Source organism: Alkalimonas mucilaginosa (assembly GCF_036327005.1).
Lineage (GTDB): Bacteria > Pseudomonadota > Gammaproteobacteria > Enterobacterales > Alteromonadaceae > Alkalimonas > Alkalimonas mucilaginosa.
Genome location: NZ_JAUGZK010000011.1, coordinates 14,038 through 33,285 on the forward strand (window position 1 = coordinate 14,038; position 19,248 = coordinate 33,285).

Below are 19,248 nucleotides of genomic sequence, written 5' to 3' on the forward strand. Positions count from 1 at the left end.
ATAAAGGCCAGGCCATGAGCAACCACCACCCTGCAGTTTTGCAGCAGAAGTACCGGGATTTTCAGCTTTTGCTCGAAGCCCTGAGTGATGCCCCGGATGTGTTTGCCGACTTACCCCGGCGCATGGCATACAGTGGTGATGCCAGCTTTTATTATTTGCTGCCACAATTGGTAGTGCGGGCACATAACCTGCAGCAAGTGGTGGCCGTGTTGCAACGAGCCAGTGAGATGCAGATTGCTGTGACCTTTCGGGCTGCGGGGACCAGTTTGTCTGGCCAGGCCATTTCGGATTCGGTCCTGTTGTTACTGTCGGATCATTGGCAAGCTGCCAGAGTCATTGATGATGGCGCGAAAATCTGGCTGCAAGCTGGTGTGATTGGGGCTAAAGCCAATCAATTATTACAGCCCTATGGCCGGAAGATTGGGCCGGATCCGGCCTCCATCAACAGTTGTAAAGTGGGGGGCATCGCAGCCAATAATGCATCCGGCATGTGCTGTGGTGTGAAACACAACAGCTACCATACGGTACAGGATATGACGCTGGTGCTGGCCGATGGTACTGTGCTGGATACGTCCTGCCCAAAGAGTGTTGCTGATTTTCAGCTTCGCAACCGGCAGCTGTTGGATGCTTTGCAGGCGCTGGCAGCTGAAGTCAATGCCAATGAGGCGTTACAAAACCGGATACGCCATAAATACCGGCTAAAAAACACCACCGGTTATGGCCTCAATGCGCTGGTGGATTATACAAACCCGCTGGATATCCTGAAGCATCTGATGATTGGCTCCGAAGGGACACTGGGTTTTATTGCCGACATCACCTATCAAACGGTGCCGCAAGATCCTTACAGAGCCACCGGTTTTTTTGTATTCGATAGCTTGCAAGCCTGCTGTGAGAGTGTTTCCTTGCTTAGTAGTTGCCCGGTCGAGGCCGTTGAGTTACTGGATTTCAGAGCATTGCAAAGTGTGGCTGATAAACCTGGTATGCCGGATATTGCTTCGTTACCTGCTAACGCAGCGGCTTTATTGATTGAAGTAGCTGCTACCACCGAAGAGCTGCTGCAGCAGCATATCAAAGCGGTTAATAACGTATTGTCAGCTTATCGTCCAAGCCTGGTCGCAGAGGTTGTATTTAGCCGCGATGCCAGTCGCAATGCTGCCTTGTGGAATATTCGTAAAGGTACTTTTCCTGCGGTCGGTGCTGTGCGTGCCACCGGCACTACCGTGATTATTGAAGATGTTGCATTTCCGATAGAGCGCTTAGCGGAAGGTGTGGCAGCACTGCAGCGTCTCTTTAGCCGCTATGGCTATGATGAAGCCATTATTTTTGGGCATGCTCTGGAAGGCAATCTCCACTTTGTGTTTACCCAGGCCTTTGACACCGGGCAGCAGAAACAGCGCTATGCGGACTTTATGGCCGAGGTTAGCCAGATGGTGGCGGTAGATTTTCAAGGCTCTTTAAAAGCTGAACACGGCACTGGTCGTAATATGGCCCCTTTTGTGGCCCTGGAGTGGGGCGATGATGCCTACCAGATCATGCGGCGTATTAAGCAGTTGTTTGATCCGCTTGGTATCTTAAACCCAGGCGTTATTCTAAATACGGATGCGAATGCGCACTTAGCCAACCTAAAAATGCTGCCGGCGGTTGATGGAATCATCGACAAATGCATTGAGTGCGGCTTTTGCGAAGCGGTATGCCCATCGCAGGAGTTCAGCCTGACCCCACGACAACGCATCGCGATGCAGCGTCAGATGCAAGCCTTAGCAGGCACCGAACTTACTGAGGCGCGTGCTGCGTATCAGCATGCTGGTATTGATAGCTGCGCGGCAACTGGCCTGTGCGCCAGTCGCTGCCCGGTGGGGATCAATACCGGTGACTATATCAAAACATTGCGGGCGGCCGCCAAACCTGTGCCGAAAGTCGCTGTCTGGGCTGCCAATCATTTTTCTGCCGCCAGTCAGTTGGCTCGTTTTGCATTGAATAGCGCAGGCGTTGCCCGCAATATGCTTGGTGTTGCAGCTGTGGGTGCGGCTTCCCGTGGCTTACGTCGTTTTGCGCCGGCTTTGCCTTATTACTATGGCGCTTGGCCAAGCGGTGCCAGCAAGGTGAAACTGCCTGCAGCAACGGCATCGCAATTAACACCTGTCCTTTACTTTCCAAGTTGTGCCAATCGGATTTTCTCTCCAGACAGGCAGGCAGCCGATCCGCGTGATATACCCACAGTGTTGTCCATTGTGCTGCAGCGCGCTGGTTTTCAGTTGCTGGTACCAGACAAACTGAATGACCTTTGCTGCGGCCAACCATGGGATAGCAAAGGCTGGCGCGAACTGGCCGAACGCAAGCGCAGTCAGACGATACAGCAGCTGCAGCAAGCTATGCCGGCTAAACCATTGATGGTGATCACCGATGCAGCCCCTTGTGCCTTGCAACTGCAAGCAGGTCAGCCGGATTTTGAGCTGTTTGAATTAGCCGAGTTTTTATACCAAAAGGCGTTACCGGCGCTGACTATAAACAAGCAAACCGAACCGGTAGTCTTGCATGTTACCTGCAGCACGCAGCGTCGTGGTAGTGCCGATCAGTTAGTGGCTTTAACCAAAGCCTGTGCTGAGCAGGTTGTGATTCCGGCAGATATCGACTGTTGTGGTTTTGCCGGCGATAAAGGCTTTACTCTGCCTGGGCTAAATGCTCATGCACTGCGCACACTGAAACAGCAAATTCCATCGGGTTGCCAGCGTGGCTACAGCAATAGCCGGACCTGTGAAATTGGCCTCACCGAGCACAGCGGCCTGCCTTATCAATCGATACTTTACTTGTTGGAAGAAGTGAGCCGTTAAACAGCAGCAGCTCCGCCAACAGGCACCAGGTACTGTAATGGATGAAAAATGATTTCTGATACTCTACAATGATTGCACTTTGTTATAAATGATGAAATATCATGTCTATTCTTCATAAGATCAATGTCTTGCGTGATTTATTCTCGCCAGGTGAGAAGTTGTTGGCAGACTTTATTCTTTCCAACCCGGATCAAATACGTTACATGTCTTCGCGTACTTTGGCTGAAACGGCTGGGGTCAGTCAGGCCAGCGTGGTGAAGTTTACGCAAAAGCTGGGCAATAAGGGTTATACCGATTTTAAATTTGCCTTAAACGACAGCCTGCACCAGACAGCCGAAAAGCCATCGGTTCAATTGCATGGTCAGATTTCGCTCGACGATAACTTTGACGTGACGGCAGATAAGCTGGTCGCCAGTAAAGTGACGGTGTTGCATAATACCCGTGCCATTAATAGCCAGCAAACCTTTGAGCTGGCTTGTCAAAAGTTGCTGACGGCTAAACGCATCATGCTGTGTGGTATTGGCGCTTCGGCACTGGTCGCCCGGGATTTGACACTGAAACTGCAAAAGCTGGGGATGGCGGCGCTGACCGAAAGCGATACCCATGTGCAGCTGGCGAATGTGGCAAACTACAGCCAGGATGACTTGTTGTTTGTGATCAGTGAGTCAGGTGAAACGCCTGAAGTCATTGCTACAGCAAAACATGCCAGAGCCAATCAAGTGCAAATAATCAGCTTAACGGGCTATGGCAGTAACAGCATCAGTCGTTTGGCGGATGTATGCCTGCATACGGTGGCGGATGAAACGTCTGCGCGCTTGTCATCCATCCTGGCACGTACAGCGCAGGAGCTGGTGATTGATACCCTGTTTATTTTACTGACACAATCGTCGGATAAAGGCAGGAAAATGCTGGAAGCCTCGAATCAGGCGCTGCTCGATTATCGCGCTGCTGCCAGATAATGCAACGCTGGGGTGCATCTGTGCCTGGTTTATGCGCGCTTGCTAAGCCTGCCTGGCGAAGCCGGCTCTGGCGTCAGAGCTGATGGGCACAAACAAATGCCTGGCCAGTAGACAGGCACCATCTAAGGCGTCCCCCAAAGCCGGTTGCAGTCGTTGCTGGATGTGGGCAGGTAATAATGGCGCTGTGAGAGCGGCCAGCCCACCGATCAGCATCAAAGGTAGTTTGGGATCCAGTGTTTGAATAATACGGACCACTGCTTGCAGGTGTTGTTGCACCAATGCTTGAGCCACAGGGCAGCGGGATTGCCATGGCCAAATAGCAGGCAGCAGGGCAGCGAAATCGGTGCTTTTTGCGGTGCGTAGCCAGGACAGTATGTCACTGCGTTCATGCCCCACCTGCTCGCTGAGTAAACGCCCGGTATCGGAGAGCTCTTGCCCGCTATCCATTTCCCACAGCATGGTATTGATGGCATGCAGGCCAAATCTGGCTCCACTGCCTTCGTCACCAACCAACAATCCCCAGCCACCAATCAGTGTTTCAATGCCTTGATTATTCAGTGTCATGGCGACTGAACCAGTGCCAAGAGCGACTACCGCAACCGGCTGTCCATGATTAGCACCCCAGGCTGATGTTTTCGCATCGCTGCAAATTTCTACCTGATAAAAGCTGGCTTGCAAGGCGTGTTGTGCGGCCAGGCAGAGGCTTTGCTCGCTGGAGCCCGCCAAACCACATAATAGGGAGATGTCGGACAATGCGATGCCTGCTTGTCTGGCAAGCTCGCTGCCTTGTTGCACAATGGTTTTGACGGCTGAATCTACACTCAGCGATAAGGAGGATGGGCCACCAAGGCACTGCCAGCTCTGGCCTGTGTCTGTATTTACTAACCTGGCGACAGTTTTGGTTCCGCCGCCATCGACACCTAAGATGTATGTTGTCATTGTTTCACCACTTTAGTCAGCTCAAATGTCTTGTCGTTATGAAATGGATTGCCAAGTTGCTAATCCATAAGAAGGCGCTTGCCTGCGGACAAAAACTGAAAGTTCATAGCTACTAAATTAACATGGATTGTGTTTTTTGCAATTCTTTATAATCTAAATTTTATTTTTGTTGGAATAATTGATTCTGTCGTGGTGCATCTGATATTGCTGCTCTCTGGCAGTAATTTGCGATCTGGCAGCTCCTCTGAATTTTGTCCTCTAGGGCATATAAGTAGCTATTATTAAAAAACTTTAAAAGATATTACGTTGTTTTGTCACCTTTTGCTGTGCTGTCCTCAGCCAGGGTTCAGGTACTTTTGCGATACTATGAAAACAGTTAGCAACAAGGAGGCGTGCATGCCTGAGGAAAACCATAACCCGTCGGATCCTTTAGCCAGTCACCATCGCCCGCAGAACTTGTCTGATCGGATTGCTTATCGACTTACTAAAATGCTGCGCTTTTGCGCAGATACTTTTTTTGCCAAACGCTATGGCCACCGTGCCGTTATTTTAGAAACAGTCGCCGGGGTACCTGGCATGGTGGCTGGTATGCTGCGGCATATGCGCAGCTTGCGCCGGATGGAGCATGATAACGGCTGGATCCGGGTGCTGTTGGATGAAGCTGAAAATGAACGCATGCATCTGATGACTTTTATTGAAATTGCCAAGCCGAACTGGTTCGAGCGTGCGCTGATTTTATTGGCGCAGGGGCTATTTTTTACCGGTTTTTTAATTTTATACATTCTGTCGGCAAAAACAGCACATCGTTTGGTCGGTTATTTTGAAGAAGAAGCTGTGTACAGCTACAGTTGTTATCTGGCAGAGATAGACAAGGGGGCAATCGACAATGGTGCCGCACCGCAGATCGCTATTGATTACTGGCAACTTCCGGCTGATGCCCGGCTGCGCGACGTTGTGATAGCGGTGCGTAAAGATGAAGCAGGGCATCGTGATGTAAACCATGATTTTGCCAATCAATTAGCGAAATAACCTTGTTATTTCATGCTGCCGGCGAGCTCTGCGCTCAGTTGACTAAAATCGCTGATTAAGCCTGTTGCTGCCTTGCGTACAAGTCGCCAGAATAGCGCTGTTCCGTTGCTGAGGTTGCTATGGTGAATCTGGCCCTGTTGGCTGTTTTTATTCCGACATTTTTGTTTGTCTCGGTGACACCGGGTATGTGCATGACTCTGGCGATGACTTTGGGCATGAGCCAGGGGGTGCGTCGTACTTGCTGGATGATGTGGGGTGAAATGCTGGGCGTAGCATTGGTCGCAATTTTGGCTGTCTGTGGGGTGGCTGCTATCATGCTTCAGTTCCCAGCAGTATTTCAATGGCTTAAAGTTGTTGGTGCTTGTTACCTGGCTTACATTGGTCTGCAAATGTGGCAAGCCAAAGGGAAACTGGCCTTACAGCATGCGGGGCTGGTACCTCAGTTAATACCCAGACGTACTTTGTTTAGCCAGGGGTTTATTACCGCAGTGGCTAACCCCAAGGGCTGGGCTTTTCATATGGCATTACTGCCGCCCTTTATTGATAGCCAATTGGCATTCTGGCCACAATTGCTGATCCTGGTGGTTATTATCCTGGTGTTGGAGTTCATGTCGATGTTGTTGTATGCCAGTGGGGGCAAAGCACTGGCACTTTTCTTTGGCAAAGCCAATCGTATTCAGTACTTAAACCGTATCGGTGCCAGCCTGATGTTTGGCGTGGCATTGTGGATGCTGTTGGGGTAGCCACCGGCAGTTGGCTTATCCATTGTTGCTGGATTTTTATTCCCTAAGCTAGATAGCTTGCAAGGCTCACTGCTTTATCCTGTTATAGCAGGTCACTTTCCGCAGAGAACTTCTACCGTAATGATAGGCATCACTTAGTCCGTGATTGAGCAACTGAGGTTGTCTGTTCAGTCGGGGCTATTCGTTATAAAAATAAGGCATTGTTTTGCTTTAATAAATCAGTAGGCTAAAGTTAGTTGTGGCTAATATTTGTTCTGCGCATCAATTAGCTACGGTAGAAGATACATTCATTTAAATGGAAGTTTGATAGCGTGAGGTTTTTATGTTGAGGAAGGTTAAGATTGGTAAGAGGCTTGCTATAGTTTTCACGTTAATGGTGCTATTAAGTATTGTGGTTGGTGGGGTAGCAAAGATTCGCTTCGCTGAAACGGGAGCTAATCTTGAAAATATTGCAGACCGGCGACTGCCCGCTTCCTTGCTGGTTGGGGATATGAATCGGGATTTTTTATTAATTCGTTTGTACACTCTTAATGTACTGTATGCCAACTCTGAGGCTGATCGCCGATTACGGATGGCGACATTGCAAGATGCAATGCGTAGTTATCAGCAGGCCTCAGATCGTGCTGCTGAATTTCACCAAACTGCAGCGGGCAATGCGGTTTTTAGCCAAGCTGTGAATGCCAAACAACAATACGATCAGCTGCACCGGCAATTGATAGCGCTTATTGAACAAGGTCAGTTGGATCAAGCAGAGCAACTCCGTCATCAGGGTATCAATGATGCTGCGCGAAGCGTAACCGATGCGCTGGTTGCAGTAGCAAAATATCAACAAATTACGGCAACCGAGCAGGCTAAAAGTGCAGTCCGCAGTATTGAGCTTGCTAATATGAACATGATGGTCATTATTGGTATCGCAGTCGTTGTTGCTGCGATACTCGGCCTGTTGCTCAGCCGAAGTTTAATCAGACCAATGCAGGCAGCAGTTTTGATCAGTCAAAGAATTGCTGCAGGAGAACTGAATCAGAAATTTCATGATGATGAGCCAGACGAAGCGGGTGAGATGATCCGAACCATGGCCCAGATGCAGCAGCAGCTAAGTAAGACGGTGAATGAAATCAACCATTCGTCTTCGCAACTGGCTACCACATCTGAAGAGCTTAGTGTCGTTACTGAGCAATCCAGTCGTACTTTGCACCAGCAAAGTGAAGAGCTGGAGCAGGGGGCAACCGCGGTCACTGAGTTAACGACTGCCATCGAAGAGGTTGCCCGCAGTGCAGCCGCTACCTCGCGGGATTCTGAAACGGCCAATGAAAAAGCCCGTCAGGGACAAGAGCGGGTTAATCATACCATTCAAACCATACAAGCGCTGGATCAAGAATTGCAATCATCGCGCCATGGGATTGAGACACTGGCAGAGCGGGTGAAAGATATTGGCTCCGTACTGGATGTGATTCGTGCTATTGCCGAGCAAACGAATTTACTGGCACTGAATGCAGCAATAGAGGCAGCCCGAGCGGGGGAGAGCGGCCGCGGTTTCGCGGTTGTGGCCGATGAAGTGAGAGCTTTGGCGCACCGTACGCAGGAGTCGACTAAAGAAATTGAGCGGATGATGCATGCCGTGCAGGCAGAAACCAATAATACGGTGGAGAGCATGGGCGGTTGTAGCGGGAAAGCAACAGAAACATTAAAGATTGCCCAGCAGGCTGGTGAAGCACTGCAGCTTATTGCCGAGGCCATAGGGCAAATTAATGAGCAAAACCTGACGATTGCCAGTGCTGCTGAAGAGCAAGCAACGGTTGCTCGTGAAGTGGATCGTAATTTGGTCAATATTCGCGACTTATCGACACAAACTTCGGCGGGGGCAAATGAAACTCAGGCATCCAGTGCAGAGCTGGCTCGGTTGGCACAATCATTAAGTGAGTTGGTTCGTCACTTTCGTATCTAGATTATTACGCCGTAAGCGTTGCAGCGAAACCTTCCGCCAGCCTCGGCTGGCGGAAGGTTTTAGCTTATTATGTGGTGGCCGCCATTCCGCCATGGCTTCAGTTGCAATACCCGTTCGCAATAACTGCTCCAGCACCTCGCTATTTTACTGTGCAAACAGAGCTTTCATCGCCTATGTTTTGTAGGTAGTAACCTACAACCAGCCCTTTTGCCGGGCAATACGCGCTGCATCAATACGGTTACTGGCATTGAGCTTACTGATGGCTTCCGACAAGTAGTTACGTGCTGTGCCTTCGGCAACATAGAGTGCACTGGCAATTTCGCTGCTGCTTTTGCCTTCTGCCGCCAGTCGCAGTGCCTGCCGCTCTTTCTCTGAAAGTGGGTCTTGTTCTCCCAATGAGTTAAGCAGTAGTTCGCTATCGACCACCTTTTTGCCAGCCATCACCTGATGAATGGCCTGCACCAGTTGCTCTACCGGCGCGTCCTTTAATAAAAAACCACCAACACCTGTATCCATCGCACGTTTGACATAACCAGCCCTGCCAAAGGTGGTAATAATAATCACCTTAGTGGCGAGCTTGTGTTGCTGTACATGCCGAGCCAGCTCGATACCGGTTAAACCTGGCATTTCAATGTCGCTGAGCAGCAAATCAAACGCTTGTTGTTTTAACAGGGCCAAGGCTGCTTTACCATCAGCTGCTTCTGTGACCTGATAACCAGCTTCCAGACGCAACAAGCTGGCAAGTGCGGTGCGGATCATGGCTTGATCTTCTGCTAAAAGAATATTCATGCGGTACTCTCATCACTATGGGGCAATTTGATACAGGCACAGACGCCTCCAGTCAGGGAGAAATTGAGTGAGCCGCCAAGTGCTGCCAATCGCTCGCGTAAACCGGTGATGCCGTTGCCTTCGTGTACTGCTGAGCAATGGCCATTATCGGTCAGACTGATCGTTAGCTGGTCAGCCTGCTGACTACATTGCAGTTGGCAGTAATCCCCACGGCTATGGCGGATCACATTAGTAACCAGTTCTGTCAGGGCAAGAATAACAGCGGTTTCCTGTCGGCGACTCAACTCCGGCAAATCGCCTGTAAGTTCTGCCTGAAAACCGGCGTCTCGTAACCGGCTAAGTAATTTACTTACTTCCGTGGTTAGCCCCTGATGTTTGTACCCCGAAACGCTTTGACGCACCTGGCTTAGAGCATCTCGAGCTACCTGGCTTAATTCAGTCAGTTGCTGTTGTGCCTCGTTTGTTTGTTTATGGCTCAGTAACTTCTCTGCCAGATCAGCTTTTAAAATGATACTGGATAAGGTGTGGCCAAGAATATCATGCAAGTCACGAGCAATACGTTCGCGTTCCACCATGGCTGCTAGTTGTTTAATTTCGTCTTCGCTTTGTTGTTTTGCCAGACGCTGTAGCACATGTGTCTGCTCCGTCCAACCGAGGAAACTTACCGCCATCACCACAGGAATGCCGAAATGCAAAAAGTAGGGCCAATGAAGGGTGAATACGAAGTTTAATACTATCAATAGGCTAACCAGCCCCGCTAAAGACAGTAAGTAACGGCGCAAGCGATTAGCGTAGCCGATGAAAAAACCAGCGAAAGAAAACATCGAAATTGAACCTGGGTTTATCGGTGTAATCATGGTAGCCACTAGTAAGATCCCTAAAATAGGCCAGTGCATTTCACTGCGGTGACAACGATAGGCCCAAAAATAACACAGCAAAAACAGTACTAATGCCACCGTCATAGCCAGGTACTGCCATAGAGCAAACTTCACCGTAAATTGCGGAATAAGGTAAAAAATTAAGTTTACCAGATAGGCCCAACTCATCTTTTGAGGCAGTTTGTCGTTTGGCATCATGGATAACTCCGGCGGTTCGCTGGCTGTTAGTGTAATCACTCCCACTAGTGGAGTGCCAGTGACAAATGTCATAGGACGGCATGGCAATTGTCAGCCACTATTGGTGACATCCGTTACCTGTATAGGCTGCCATTGTCACTTAAGCTGACCTTACTGACATGAATCACAACTGAGGAAAGCACCATGAAACAGTTAAATACTTCCGTACGCCAGCTGGTATTGCTATTAGGCTTAACCGGTAGCTTGCTCAGCCTGCCTGCTGAAGCGGCGCTGTCTGCCGCGACGCCTGCTGTGCAGCAGCAACAAGCTTGTGCTTGCTTCGAGGTCACTGTTATAGGGCAGGGGCCTGCGGTGATTTTAATTCCGGGCCTGGCTTCTTCTGGTGAGGTTTGGCAAAGCACGGTTGAAGCATTAAAAAATAATTATCAGCTACATATTCTGACCTTAGCTGGCTTTGCCGGGGTAAAACCACTGCCTGCCGACGCTTGGGAAAAGGGGTATTTGCAAACGCAACAGCAAGCCATTTTGCAGTATATTGCCGGCCAACAACTGGAGAAGCCGGCGGTTATTGGCCATTCACTGGGTGGTTACCTCGCACTGGCGCTGGCAGCCAGAGCACCGGAGCAGATTGGCGCAGCCATTAACGTGGATGGTTTACCGGCACTAGGTGCTTTGTTTGCGCAGGCGGCAGCCAATAACACCAATGACAATACAGCCGACCTTGTATCCGAAAATCAGCCGGCAGCACCAGCGAGCTTTGACCCCATGGCCATGGCTCAAGGGATGGCCAATAACGAAAGCTGGCATCAGCGCATTGTCAACGACATGTCCCGTTCCGATGGTATGACGAGCGGCCGGGCTATGGGGGAATTAATGCAAGCTGACTTACGGCCAGAGCTTTCGGCTATCCGGGTACCGGTGCTAACACTTGGCGCCTTACAAAGTGGTGCTCCCTATACCACGCCAGAGCAGGTACAGGCTAACTATGAAGATCAACTGGCAAATGCGCCGACAGCGCTGCACCGCTTTGCTTTTGCCGCTGATTCGAAGCATTTCATTATGGCTGATGCGCCCTTGTGGCTGAATAAGCAAATCCAGCAATTTCTGATGGAGAATATGGCAGGAGGCCACTGATGGATGAGCAATCGCTGCCGCTGCAAGTCAGAAAGTTGAGTAAACGTTATGCCGCAAAAACGGTGTTGGTTGACGTCACAATGGAGCTGACAGCTGGTGAAATACTTTGCATTCTGGGGCCAAACGGTGCTGGCAAAACTACTCTTATTTCAGCTGTTTTGGGGCTGATTAAGGTTGACTCTGGTGAGGTCAGCCTGTTTGGTCAGGTGCAAGAAGGCTTGGTACGAAGCCCTAAGCTACGTCAGAAGTTAGGCGTAATGATGCAAATTGGTAGCTTAAGCGCCAACTTAACGGTACTGGAACAGTGCGACTTGTTCAGCAGCTACTATGCAAATGGCTATAGCCCGACTGAACTGGTTCAACTGGCCGGGCTGGAAGAACACAGTCATCAACGCTTTGGCCGTTTATCCGGTGGCCAGAAACAACGTTTGTTGTTTGCGCTGGCTTTGGCTGGAAAACCGCAATTGCTGTTGCTGGATGAACCCACCCTGGGCATGGATGTTGAAGCCCGGCGCAATTTGTGGCAACAGATAAGGCAGTTGAAGCAGCAAGGGGTAGCCGTGGTACTGACCACGCATTATCTGGATGAAGCCGAGCAACTGGCCGATCGTATTCTGGTGTTGCATCAGGGAGCGATCATTGCCAATGGCAGCCCGTTTGAACTGAAAGCCTTAATGCACTACAAAGTCATTCAATGCAGCAGCGCACTGGATGATACCACCTTAAGGGCGCTGCCCGCTGTGCTGACACTAAGCCGCGACAATAACACTATTACTTTGCATAGCAGTCATGCGGAACAAACCGTCAAAGCGTTACTGAATCAGGATAGTGCGGTCAGCCAGCTCGAGGTGCGTCAGGTAGCTCTGGAGCAAGCCTTTTTGCAACTCACTCAGAGCCCTGCCCATGATGAGGAGCAAGCCGGATGAATCACCGAATCAGCTATCAAAAAGAAGCCTGGTACGATCTGCTCAGTATCTTGCGTACTCCTGGCTTTGTGATACCGTCACTGGCATTTCCACTGATGTTTTATCTGTTTTTTGGTGTGGTATTGAGTTCGGGCGCAAACAGCGCTTATATGTTGGTGACCTATGGTTGTTTCGGCATTATGGGTCCGGCCATGTTTAATTTTGCCATGAATATTGCCAGCGACCGCGCCCATGGCTGGCTCACTTTGAAACGACTGTCCCCTATGCCGATTACCGCCTATTTGCTGGCGAAGCTCAGTACCTCCATGGTATTTTCGCTGCTGATTATTCTGCTGCTGTTTAGTATCGCTGCATTGTTCGGCGGCGTACGGTTGCTCAGCGGGCAATGGCTATTGATTGCGGTCATCTTAGTGCTGGGTACACTGCCGTTTGCCCTGATAGGGTTGATTCTTGGCTTAACATTAAGCGATAAAGCGGCTCCCGGCGTCGTCAACTTACTGTATTTACCAATGGCGTTTTTATCCGGCCTCTGGTTGCCCATTCATCTGTTACCAGCGATGTTACAGCAAGCCAGTTGGTTATGGCCCAGTTATCATTTATCGCAAATTGGCTTGAGCGTGATCGGCATGGGGCAAGGGCATGCAGTCTGGTTGCATCTGTTGCTACTTCTTGTGACTAGCCTGGTACTTGGTATGTTGGCTATAGCTTCCTTTAATCGCCTGTCCGGTGAAAAATCATGAAGCTGCGAGTCGCTGTGCTGATTGCCTTATTGTTCGTGTTGTTTTTATATCTGCGGCCACCGCCAGTTCCAAAGCCGCTTCAGGACCCAGAGTTGAACACGATCAACAGCTTTGTGATAGGTGCGGCTCAGCTTTCTGCGGCCTTCCGCCATTGAGCATGGTGACCAGCAACGGTATCCTATACATTGACTCACACATGACACTTATTTTGCAGGGAGCTAAGTTGACCGTTTATCGTATCCTTTTCATTTTTTGTTGTGCTTTGGCCGTACAGGCTTGCTCTGATCGGCCCAAACACCTGACTTTCCAGCCTGAAGACGGAGAACAGCGCCGTTACCAGATGTTTAGCGAAACATACATTGAAGCCAGCAACTCTTTTGGTTCCAGCTCTGAGCGGATCTACAGCCATATGATTATGGATTACGATGTAACCGAGCAGGCTGCCAGTTTTGATGTATTGATGCGCCCACGTTTTATGATGGTGCGCTTTCGTAACGGTAATTTCAGCAGCCTGGATACACCTGATTACCGGCAAAAGAAAATATGGCCTTTCCTGGAGGCGGGTGTTAGCACCGTCATTGATAAAAAAAGCGGTGAAGTCACGGATTTCATTGTGCACCATGAAATTGAAGATGCCGATGATTCTGGCTTTGATCCCATCCGCCAACTGCTTCAGGATGAGCTGAGCCGGCCTGGCTACAGCAATGGTATAGCGTTAAAGCTTGGGGCTACCCAACAGATGCCGGCGGTTGAACTGTTGCCGGAGATTACTTTAACGGTGGAGTCGCTGGACGACCAACAGGTTGGCTTGTCGTTGCAGGGCGAGAACGATGAAGTCAAGTTGTATGGCGTTATTCAGCTAGAGCGAAGCACTGGTTTGCTGACACGTTCTGCTGTGGTCATGGATATGCCACTGCAGCATGAGTTTGCTGAGGGGCGTGTACGGGTCGTGGCTGCTGTGATGCCAGATGATTGGAAGTCAGGTTTCGATTTGGACTTTATCTATTCGGCGGATTATCAAATGCCAGCAGATATTGGGGCGTTGCCAGATGACTTGACTGCTTTGGATATGCCAAGCTCTGCTGAGGTGTTTCCGGGGCGTAGTGGCAGTATCCAGAGTAATGGCGACAAAATTACTCTGGAATACAATCATGGTGTTTTTGATATGTTCCAACTGGGTCATATTGAAGTGGATAATTTGCAGGCGCATGATCAGGCTGGTAATCCGATAGAGCTGGACTGGCATTCTGTTGGTGCCCTTAGTTTCGCGTTTTCAGAGACTAAAGCAGTACAAACCCACACGGATATTTATCCATTAGGCTGGCAGGATGTGGTGCCAAAGCTTGAACAGATCGCATTTATTGAAGCCCGATTACAGCGCTTTGCTATGACCCACAACATCGTTCGCTTACCGGTGAAAGACTCGGAAACATCTGTCCAATTTGGTGAGGCCCGGGCGGTACTTACGCCAACTGAGCAGCCTGATGTCTATCACCTCAGGTTGGAACAGGCGAAAAATGTTTTTTTCAGTACTCGCATTACTGGCCCGGATAGCGGAAGTGTGGAACACATGAAAGCAGCCAATGTGCCTGATTGGCTGGAGGATGGGAACAGACGATTAATGGCGATAGTCACTAGCGGTTATTTCCCTCTTAGCCACACGCTGTATTTTGAAGGTGAGCGACCCAATGAATTACAGCTACTGGCTCATCGGATAGAGGATCAGTCACTGGAAGAAAAGCAGATCCGTTTTTACAATCCGGATGTTGCGCTAAGCACTGTTGAGCTGGAACCCCTGACTAGTGTCTACCTGTTTCCAGAAGAGGATAATGTAACCGACTTCGCATTAACAGGACCCGTATTCGAGCTGAAGGAACTGCACGACCTTGCACCACAGGACTTTGAGCGTCCCCAGTTGTACATGGTATTGAGTCATGAGCAGGCCGCTTTGTGTTCCTTGGAGCAAACTGCAGACATCAAGGAAGCAGGGCGCCGGATCGTCTGGTTGCCACATGAACCACGTCAACGCTTTATGCGACGGGATTCGCAATTACCCCTGGAAGTGGTGTATCAACTAGCCACTGAAGACGGTGTGCGAAACTTCTTTTATGACCATACCGCCGTTGTGCGTTTGCAATGCGCAGGGCAGCCCGAGTGGCAGCTGTTTGATCTTGACTTGGGGGAGCAAAATTGGCTGGTTCCGGTTTCAGCCCTGCTGGGGGAAAACTGGCAAGAAGCATTTGCCGACATGCAGCTGATTGAGCTACTTCGTCTGTTTCGTTTTTTGGATACTCAGCAGAAAGCGTTAAGCCTGGTACCACCACCGGGTTTTGCCAGTCAACCAGGAGTTAAGCTAGCAGATATTCGTTTGCTCGACTTTGTAACCGAAGAGGGCATGCTGCGTATTGCCGGGCGGGTAAATCGTGTTGAAAAGCTGGAAGCCTCTGGTGATCGCATCGTGCGCGAGTGGGTGCACCAATTTCCGGCCTTACCGTCGTCGCAGGTGGCCTACCAGGATTAATCTGAGGACTTTGAATTGTGAAAGGGATCGTTTTTACCATCGTTTTATTGTTGAGCAGTCCATTCGTTGCAGCCGGGTCTGTATGGTTGGATGGCCAGATGCGTCCGGTCGATGAAGCTGAAGCCAGCTATGTGCTGGCAGAGATCAGTGAGCTGGCCGAAGGCTATCGGATGCGGGTTAATTATCTGTCTGGTGAGCTGCGTTATGAAACTTTTATTGATCACAAAGATGTTAGCCAGGCAACCCAGGTGGGTGACTATCGGCTGTATTTTAAATCAGGACAATTATTGCAGGAAGGTAGTCGCGATCAGCAAGGCCGGTATCAAGGCATAGTGAAAACCTACCATGAAAATGGCAAGCTGCACCGCAAGATCCCTTACCGTGATAACCTAGTGCATGGCATTTATACCATTTATTTTGAAGATGGCAGTTTACAGCGTAAGCAAGAAGTAAAGGATCACAAACGACATGGCCGAGACCTGAGTTATCACCCCAATGGTGAGCTGCGTGTCGAGGTGAACTATGTTGACGGCAATCGGGAGGGGGTGAGTCGGCTCTGGAATGAGGAAGGCGTGCTGATGCGGCAGCGCAACTACCGCAATGGCCAGGTGGATGGTGTGGTGGAAGAGTATTTTGATGATGGCCAGCTCAAGAGCCGGGGTGAGTACAAGCATCGCCAGCGAGTAGGTGAGCACGAACTCTGGTATGCCAATGGTCAGTTGCGCCGTTATCAGCTCTTTGATCAGGACGGCAAAGTGCAGATAGAGCGTACCCTCCGCCAGGATGGCAGCATGCAGCGTAACATGGAGCCGGTGCAGGCTGATTTTGGACCGGCAACGGTGACAGAAGAATACAATCAGTCCGGGCAGTTAACCAGACGCACGACCACCAGCGACGATAAGCAGTGGTATCGAAGTGAACGCTATACTAGTGACGGTGAGTTGACGGAGTGGCACCAGACCCTGAATCGTAAACGACATGGGCGTTCCTTTCTTGCTCAGCGGGGCAGAGGTTACACTGAAGCTTATTATATTGAAGGGCAGCGTCATGGTGATTACCGAGAGGTAAATGCGGACGGAGAGGTTCGGGTCAGTGGTACTTTTGACCATGGCAAACGCATTGGCAACTGGTATCAACACCTTGGCACAGACCAGTTTTATGAGTTCTACGATGCAGAGGGACGTTTGCATGGTGAGCGTAAGCAACTGGATGCGGATGATCAACTGTTGCTGCATGAGCACTACCATCACGGCAAGCGACATGGTGCTGTACTCGCCTATCGGGACGGTCAACTGGTCAGTGAAGGGCACTATGTCGATGGCGAACGGGATGGTTTCTGGAAGATCAGTGAAGGTTATCGTGACGTCTCAAGGTTGGAAGGCCACTATACAGCAGGCGTTCAAGTCGGGGAGTGGCGTCGCTACTCTGCTAATGGCTACCTTCTTGGGATCTCGCACTTTAACAACCAGGGGCAGTTGCATGGGCGTGAGTTCCGGTTTGAAGAAAATGGCGCCTTGCTATCGGTGATCGACTATAAAGAGGCGGTCAGGCATGGTGAGGAGTGGTGGTACTTTTTAGGATCCCCCATGATGTTGCGGCTATACCAGAATGGAGAGTTTGTGAAAGAAAAAATACTGGACGATCCGGATGAGTTCTACTAGCGCGTAGGGATCCTTCACTCATTGCGTACAGTCAGCCCTGCCCGTTGCTTGGGTAGGGGCTGATGCCGATACTGGCTTGCCAGCATTTCGCTACATCCTGCAACACAAGATCGCCCGCTTTGTGGCCATTACCATCGTTAAACGGGTTAAAATTGTCCAAATCAGCCTGAAATTCGGGGGGCTTTGCCCCCGGCTATGTTGGCTTCTAACCACTGCAACAGGAATCATCGTCGCTAAGCGCCGGTTAACGGCATTTAAGATCGGCTCGCACCTGACCAGGCTTGCAACATGTTCTTTGCGATATAAAAATCATTAAGGAAGATGCGCAAGAGCTGATTCAGAGACGCAGGTAGCGGCCATGAGTGAGGCCGGCGGCCTGAATAGAAGCGGTTGCTGGTGCATGAGAGCGTTACCGGAGTTCCTCTGGTAAAGATCTATTAGCCCTGAAGAAGGAGCATGAAATGAAAAAGGTACTGGTTATACTGATGTTAAGCAGCGCATTGTTGGCCTTGGCTGGCTGCTCGCCGGCAGTAGGCTCATCAAAGTGGTGTAAAGCGATGGAAGCTAAACCTCAAAGCGAATGGAGTATCAACGATGGCGAAGCATACATAGAGCATTGTTTTTTAGCTGACGATTAATACACTATCAGCCAGCAGCTAAGTGGCTGTTGGCTGGCGTTTCATGCATTGAGTAATCCTCGGCCGTAGTCATGCTCGGGAGCAATGTACCATGGAAAAAGCCGCTCCTCTCCGGATAAAGGATACAGAGTGCATCAAGCTTCTCCTTAGGAGCACTGTTTATCATAACCTGTGTGCATCAGACATGCTTAGCTTGCAGAGTGTTGCACCTGTGTCAGCACCTGCCGGGCCAAAGCCCGGGCTGTGGTCCATTTACCACCGCTGACAGTGAGCAACTTTTGTTGCCAATGCAGGCTGTATTCCCGACTGGCACGGCTGCTATCGGCACTGCTTTTTAATAAAGGCCGCACGCCCGCAAAACTATCCAGAATATCAGCTACCTGGGCCTGCGGCTGAAAGTACTGGTTGTACACTGCCAGCAATTCATCCCGTTCGGTTTCGGAGCAGGCAATCGGCTCGTGCAGCTGTTGCCGAACTTCGGTGGTACCAAGCAGGCAGTGCCGCTTGTAGGGCAGGGCAAAGACGATGCGACGACTACCTGGAACTTCCAGCATATGGCCGTAGCGGCCCAGGCCAGGCAGCAGCAGATGACTGCCTCGCACCAGATCGAGTGGTTGTTGCACCGGCAAGCCGGATTGCAGCAGCAAAGCTTCGCTCCAGGGCCCTGCCACATTAATGATGCGATCAAAGGATAGCCAGCCGGTGTTTAACTGTAGCTCGCCGCTCGTTGTTAGTTTCAGTACCGGTTGATGCTCCACAAGATCAACCCCTGCCTGACGGCACTGAGCGGCGACCCAAAGCCCTAGCTGGTAATCGTCCATCTGGCCATCAAAAAACAAATAAGCGCCTTTTAAACCATTTGATTGTAATTGCGGAGAGCAGCGTAGTGTTTGTGTCGGGTTTAGCCAGCGATGGCGGCCAATGCCTTTGCGGCCAGCAAATAAATCATACAACATAAGGCCGATTTTCAGTTGCCAGCGTGTGCGACGGCTTTGGCGGTAAAGCGGATAGAGCAAGGGCAAGCGTCGGGTTAGCTGCGGGGTATGATCCAGCCACCAACGACGCTCTTTTAGTGCTTCATGCACCAGACGGAACTCACCTTGCTCCAGATAACGCAGGCCACCATGCAGCAGCTTGGAAGAAGCGCGACTGGTCGCCTGCATCAGTGCGTCACGCTCGAACAGCTGTACCTGATGGCCGGCCTTCGCTAATTGCCAGGCCGTGCACAAGCCGTTAATGCCACCACCGATCACTGCAATGCGCATGATTTTCTTATCCTGTATCTTGCCCGACGTCACACCCAGGCTGTTGTGGGTC

Annotated in this window: 16 protein-coding genes; 11 read left to right on the forward strand and 5 right to left on the reverse strand. The window is 50.4% G+C overall.

Annotation, left to right across the window (positions count from 1 at the left end; genetic code table 11):
- The first annotated feature begins 14 nt into the window (after nt 1-14).
- Together QWF21_RS13555 and QWF21_RS13560 are read left to right on the forward strand one after the other, a co-directional pair.
- The gene (locus QWF21_RS13555; protein ID WP_330088585.1) at nt 15-2,831 is read left to right on the forward strand and encodes an FAD-binding and (Fe-S)-binding domain-containing protein; all 2,817 of its coding nucleotides are present in this window, start codon (nt 15-17) and stop codon (nt 2,829-2,831) included.
- 101 nt (nt 2,832-2,932) lie between these two features.
- Nucleotides 2,933-3,790, forward strand: a complete 858-nt coding sequence (locus QWF21_RS13560) for a MurR/RpiR family transcriptional regulator (RefSeq protein ID WP_330088586.1) — start codon at nt 2,933-2,935, stop codon at nt 3,788-3,790.
- Between the two features lie 42 nt (nt 3,791-3,832).
- Here the strand turns inward: QWF21_RS13560 and QWF21_RS13565 are convergent, their stop codons facing one another.
- Complete coding sequence (locus tag QWF21_RS13565; protein ID WP_330088587.1) at nt 3,833-4,729, reverse strand: BadF/BadG/BcrA/BcrD ATPase family protein; 897 nt, start codon at nt 4,727-4,729, stop codon at nt 3,833-3,835.
- A 396-nt stretch (nt 4,730-5,125) separates the two neighbouring features.
- Here QWF21_RS13565 and QWF21_RS13570 point away from each other — a divergent pair, with 396 nt between their 5' ends.
- The 3 genes from QWF21_RS13570 (at nt 5,126) to QWF21_RS13580 (ending at nt 8,446) form a co-directional block, all read left to right on the forward strand.
- A complete protein-coding gene (locus QWF21_RS13570) occupies nt 5,126-5,758 on the forward strand; it encodes an alternative oxidase (RefSeq protein WP_330088588.1) in 633 nt (210 codons plus the stop codon).
- Between the two features lie 119 nt (nt 5,759-5,877).
- Nucleotides 5,878-6,501, forward strand: a complete 624-nt coding sequence (locus tag QWF21_RS13575; protein WP_330088589.1) for a LysE family translocator — start codon at nt 5,878-5,880, stop codon at nt 6,499-6,501.
- Nucleotides 6,502-6,823: 322 nt separating this feature from the next.
- Complete coding sequence (locus QWF21_RS13580; protein WP_330088590.1) at nt 6,824-8,446, forward strand: methyl-accepting chemotaxis protein; 1,623 nt, start codon at nt 6,824-6,826, stop codon at nt 8,444-8,446.
- Between the two features lie 192 nt (nt 8,447-8,638).
- On the opposite strand, the gene QWF21_RS13585 is transcribed toward QWF21_RS13580, so the two are convergent.
- Both QWF21_RS13585 and QWF21_RS13590 read right to left on the reverse strand, forming a co-directional pair.
- Nucleotides 8,639-9,235: a response regulator transcription factor gene (locus tag QWF21_RS13585; RefSeq protein ID WP_330088591.1), complete on the reverse strand. Its 597-nt coding sequence runs from the start codon at nt 9,233-9,235 to the stop codon at nt 8,639-8,641.
- On the reverse strand, nt 9,232-10,311 hold the full coding sequence (locus QWF21_RS13590; protein ID WP_330088592.1) for a sensor histidine kinase: 1,080 nt from the start codon (nt 10,309-10,311) through the stop codon (nt 9,232-9,234). Before QWF21_RS13590 ends, QWF21_RS13585 begins: the two co-directional genes overlap by 4 nt.
- A 183-nt stretch (nt 10,312-10,494) precedes the next feature.
- Between QWF21_RS13590 and QWF21_RS13595 the strand changes: the two genes are divergently transcribed.
- The 5 genes from QWF21_RS13595 (at nt 10,495) to QWF21_RS13615 (ending at nt 17,293) form a co-directional block, all read left to right on the forward strand.
- Nucleotides 10,495-11,445, forward strand: a complete 951-nt coding sequence (locus QWF21_RS13595) for an alpha/beta fold hydrolase (protein WP_330088593.1) — start codon at nt 10,495-10,497, stop codon at nt 11,443-11,445.
- Nucleotides 11,445-12,371 carry an ABC transporter ATP-binding protein gene (locus QWF21_RS13600; protein ID WP_330088594.1) on the forward strand — a complete coding sequence of 309 codons (927 nt, stop codon included), beginning with the start codon at nt 11,445-11,447 and terminating at the stop codon, nt 12,369-12,371. Before QWF21_RS13595 ends, QWF21_RS13600 begins: the two co-directional genes overlap by 1 nt.
- Complete coding sequence (locus tag QWF21_RS13605; RefSeq protein ID WP_330088595.1) at nt 12,368-13,111, forward strand: ABC transporter permease; 744 nt, start codon at nt 12,368-12,370, stop codon at nt 13,109-13,111. The genes QWF21_RS13600 and QWF21_RS13605 overlap by 4 nt, the downstream gene beginning before the upstream one ends.
- A gap of 196 nt (nt 13,112-13,307) precedes the next feature.
- On the forward strand, nt 13,308-15,632 hold the full coding sequence (locus QWF21_RS13610; RefSeq protein ID WP_330088596.1) for a hypothetical protein: 2,325 nt from the start codon (nt 13,308-13,310) through the stop codon (nt 15,630-15,632).
- Nucleotides 15,633-15,649: 17 nt separating this feature from the next.
- Complete coding sequence (locus QWF21_RS13615) at nt 15,650-17,293, forward strand: toxin-antitoxin system YwqK family antitoxin (protein WP_330088597.1); 1,644 nt, start codon at nt 15,650-15,652, stop codon at nt 17,291-17,293.
- A gap of 31 nt (nt 17,294-17,324) precedes the next feature.
- Here the strand turns inward: QWF21_RS13615 and QWF21_RS13620 are convergent, their stop codons facing one another.
- Nucleotides 17,325-17,453 carry a diguanylate cyclase domain-containing protein gene (locus tag QWF21_RS13620; protein WP_330088598.1) on the reverse strand — a complete coding sequence of 43 codons (129 nt, stop codon included), beginning with the start codon at nt 17,451-17,453 and terminating at the stop codon, nt 17,325-17,327.
- 301 nt (nt 17,454-17,754) lie between these two features.
- On the opposite strand from QWF21_RS13620, the gene QWF21_RS13625 reads away from it, so the two are divergent.
- Complete coding sequence (locus tag QWF21_RS13625) at nt 17,755-17,931, forward strand: DUF3012 domain-containing protein (protein WP_330088599.1); 177 nt, start codon at nt 17,755-17,757, stop codon at nt 17,929-17,931.
- Between the two features lie 188 nt (nt 17,932-18,119).
- Here QWF21_RS13625 and QWF21_RS13630 read toward each other — a convergent pair whose 3' ends face one another.
- The gene (locus QWF21_RS13630; RefSeq protein WP_330088673.1) at nt 18,120-19,196 is read right to left on the reverse strand and encodes an FAD-dependent oxidoreductase; all 1,077 of its coding nucleotides are present in this window, start codon (nt 19,194-19,196) and stop codon (nt 18,120-18,122) included.
- Nucleotides 19,197-19,248 lie beyond the last annotated feature (52 nt).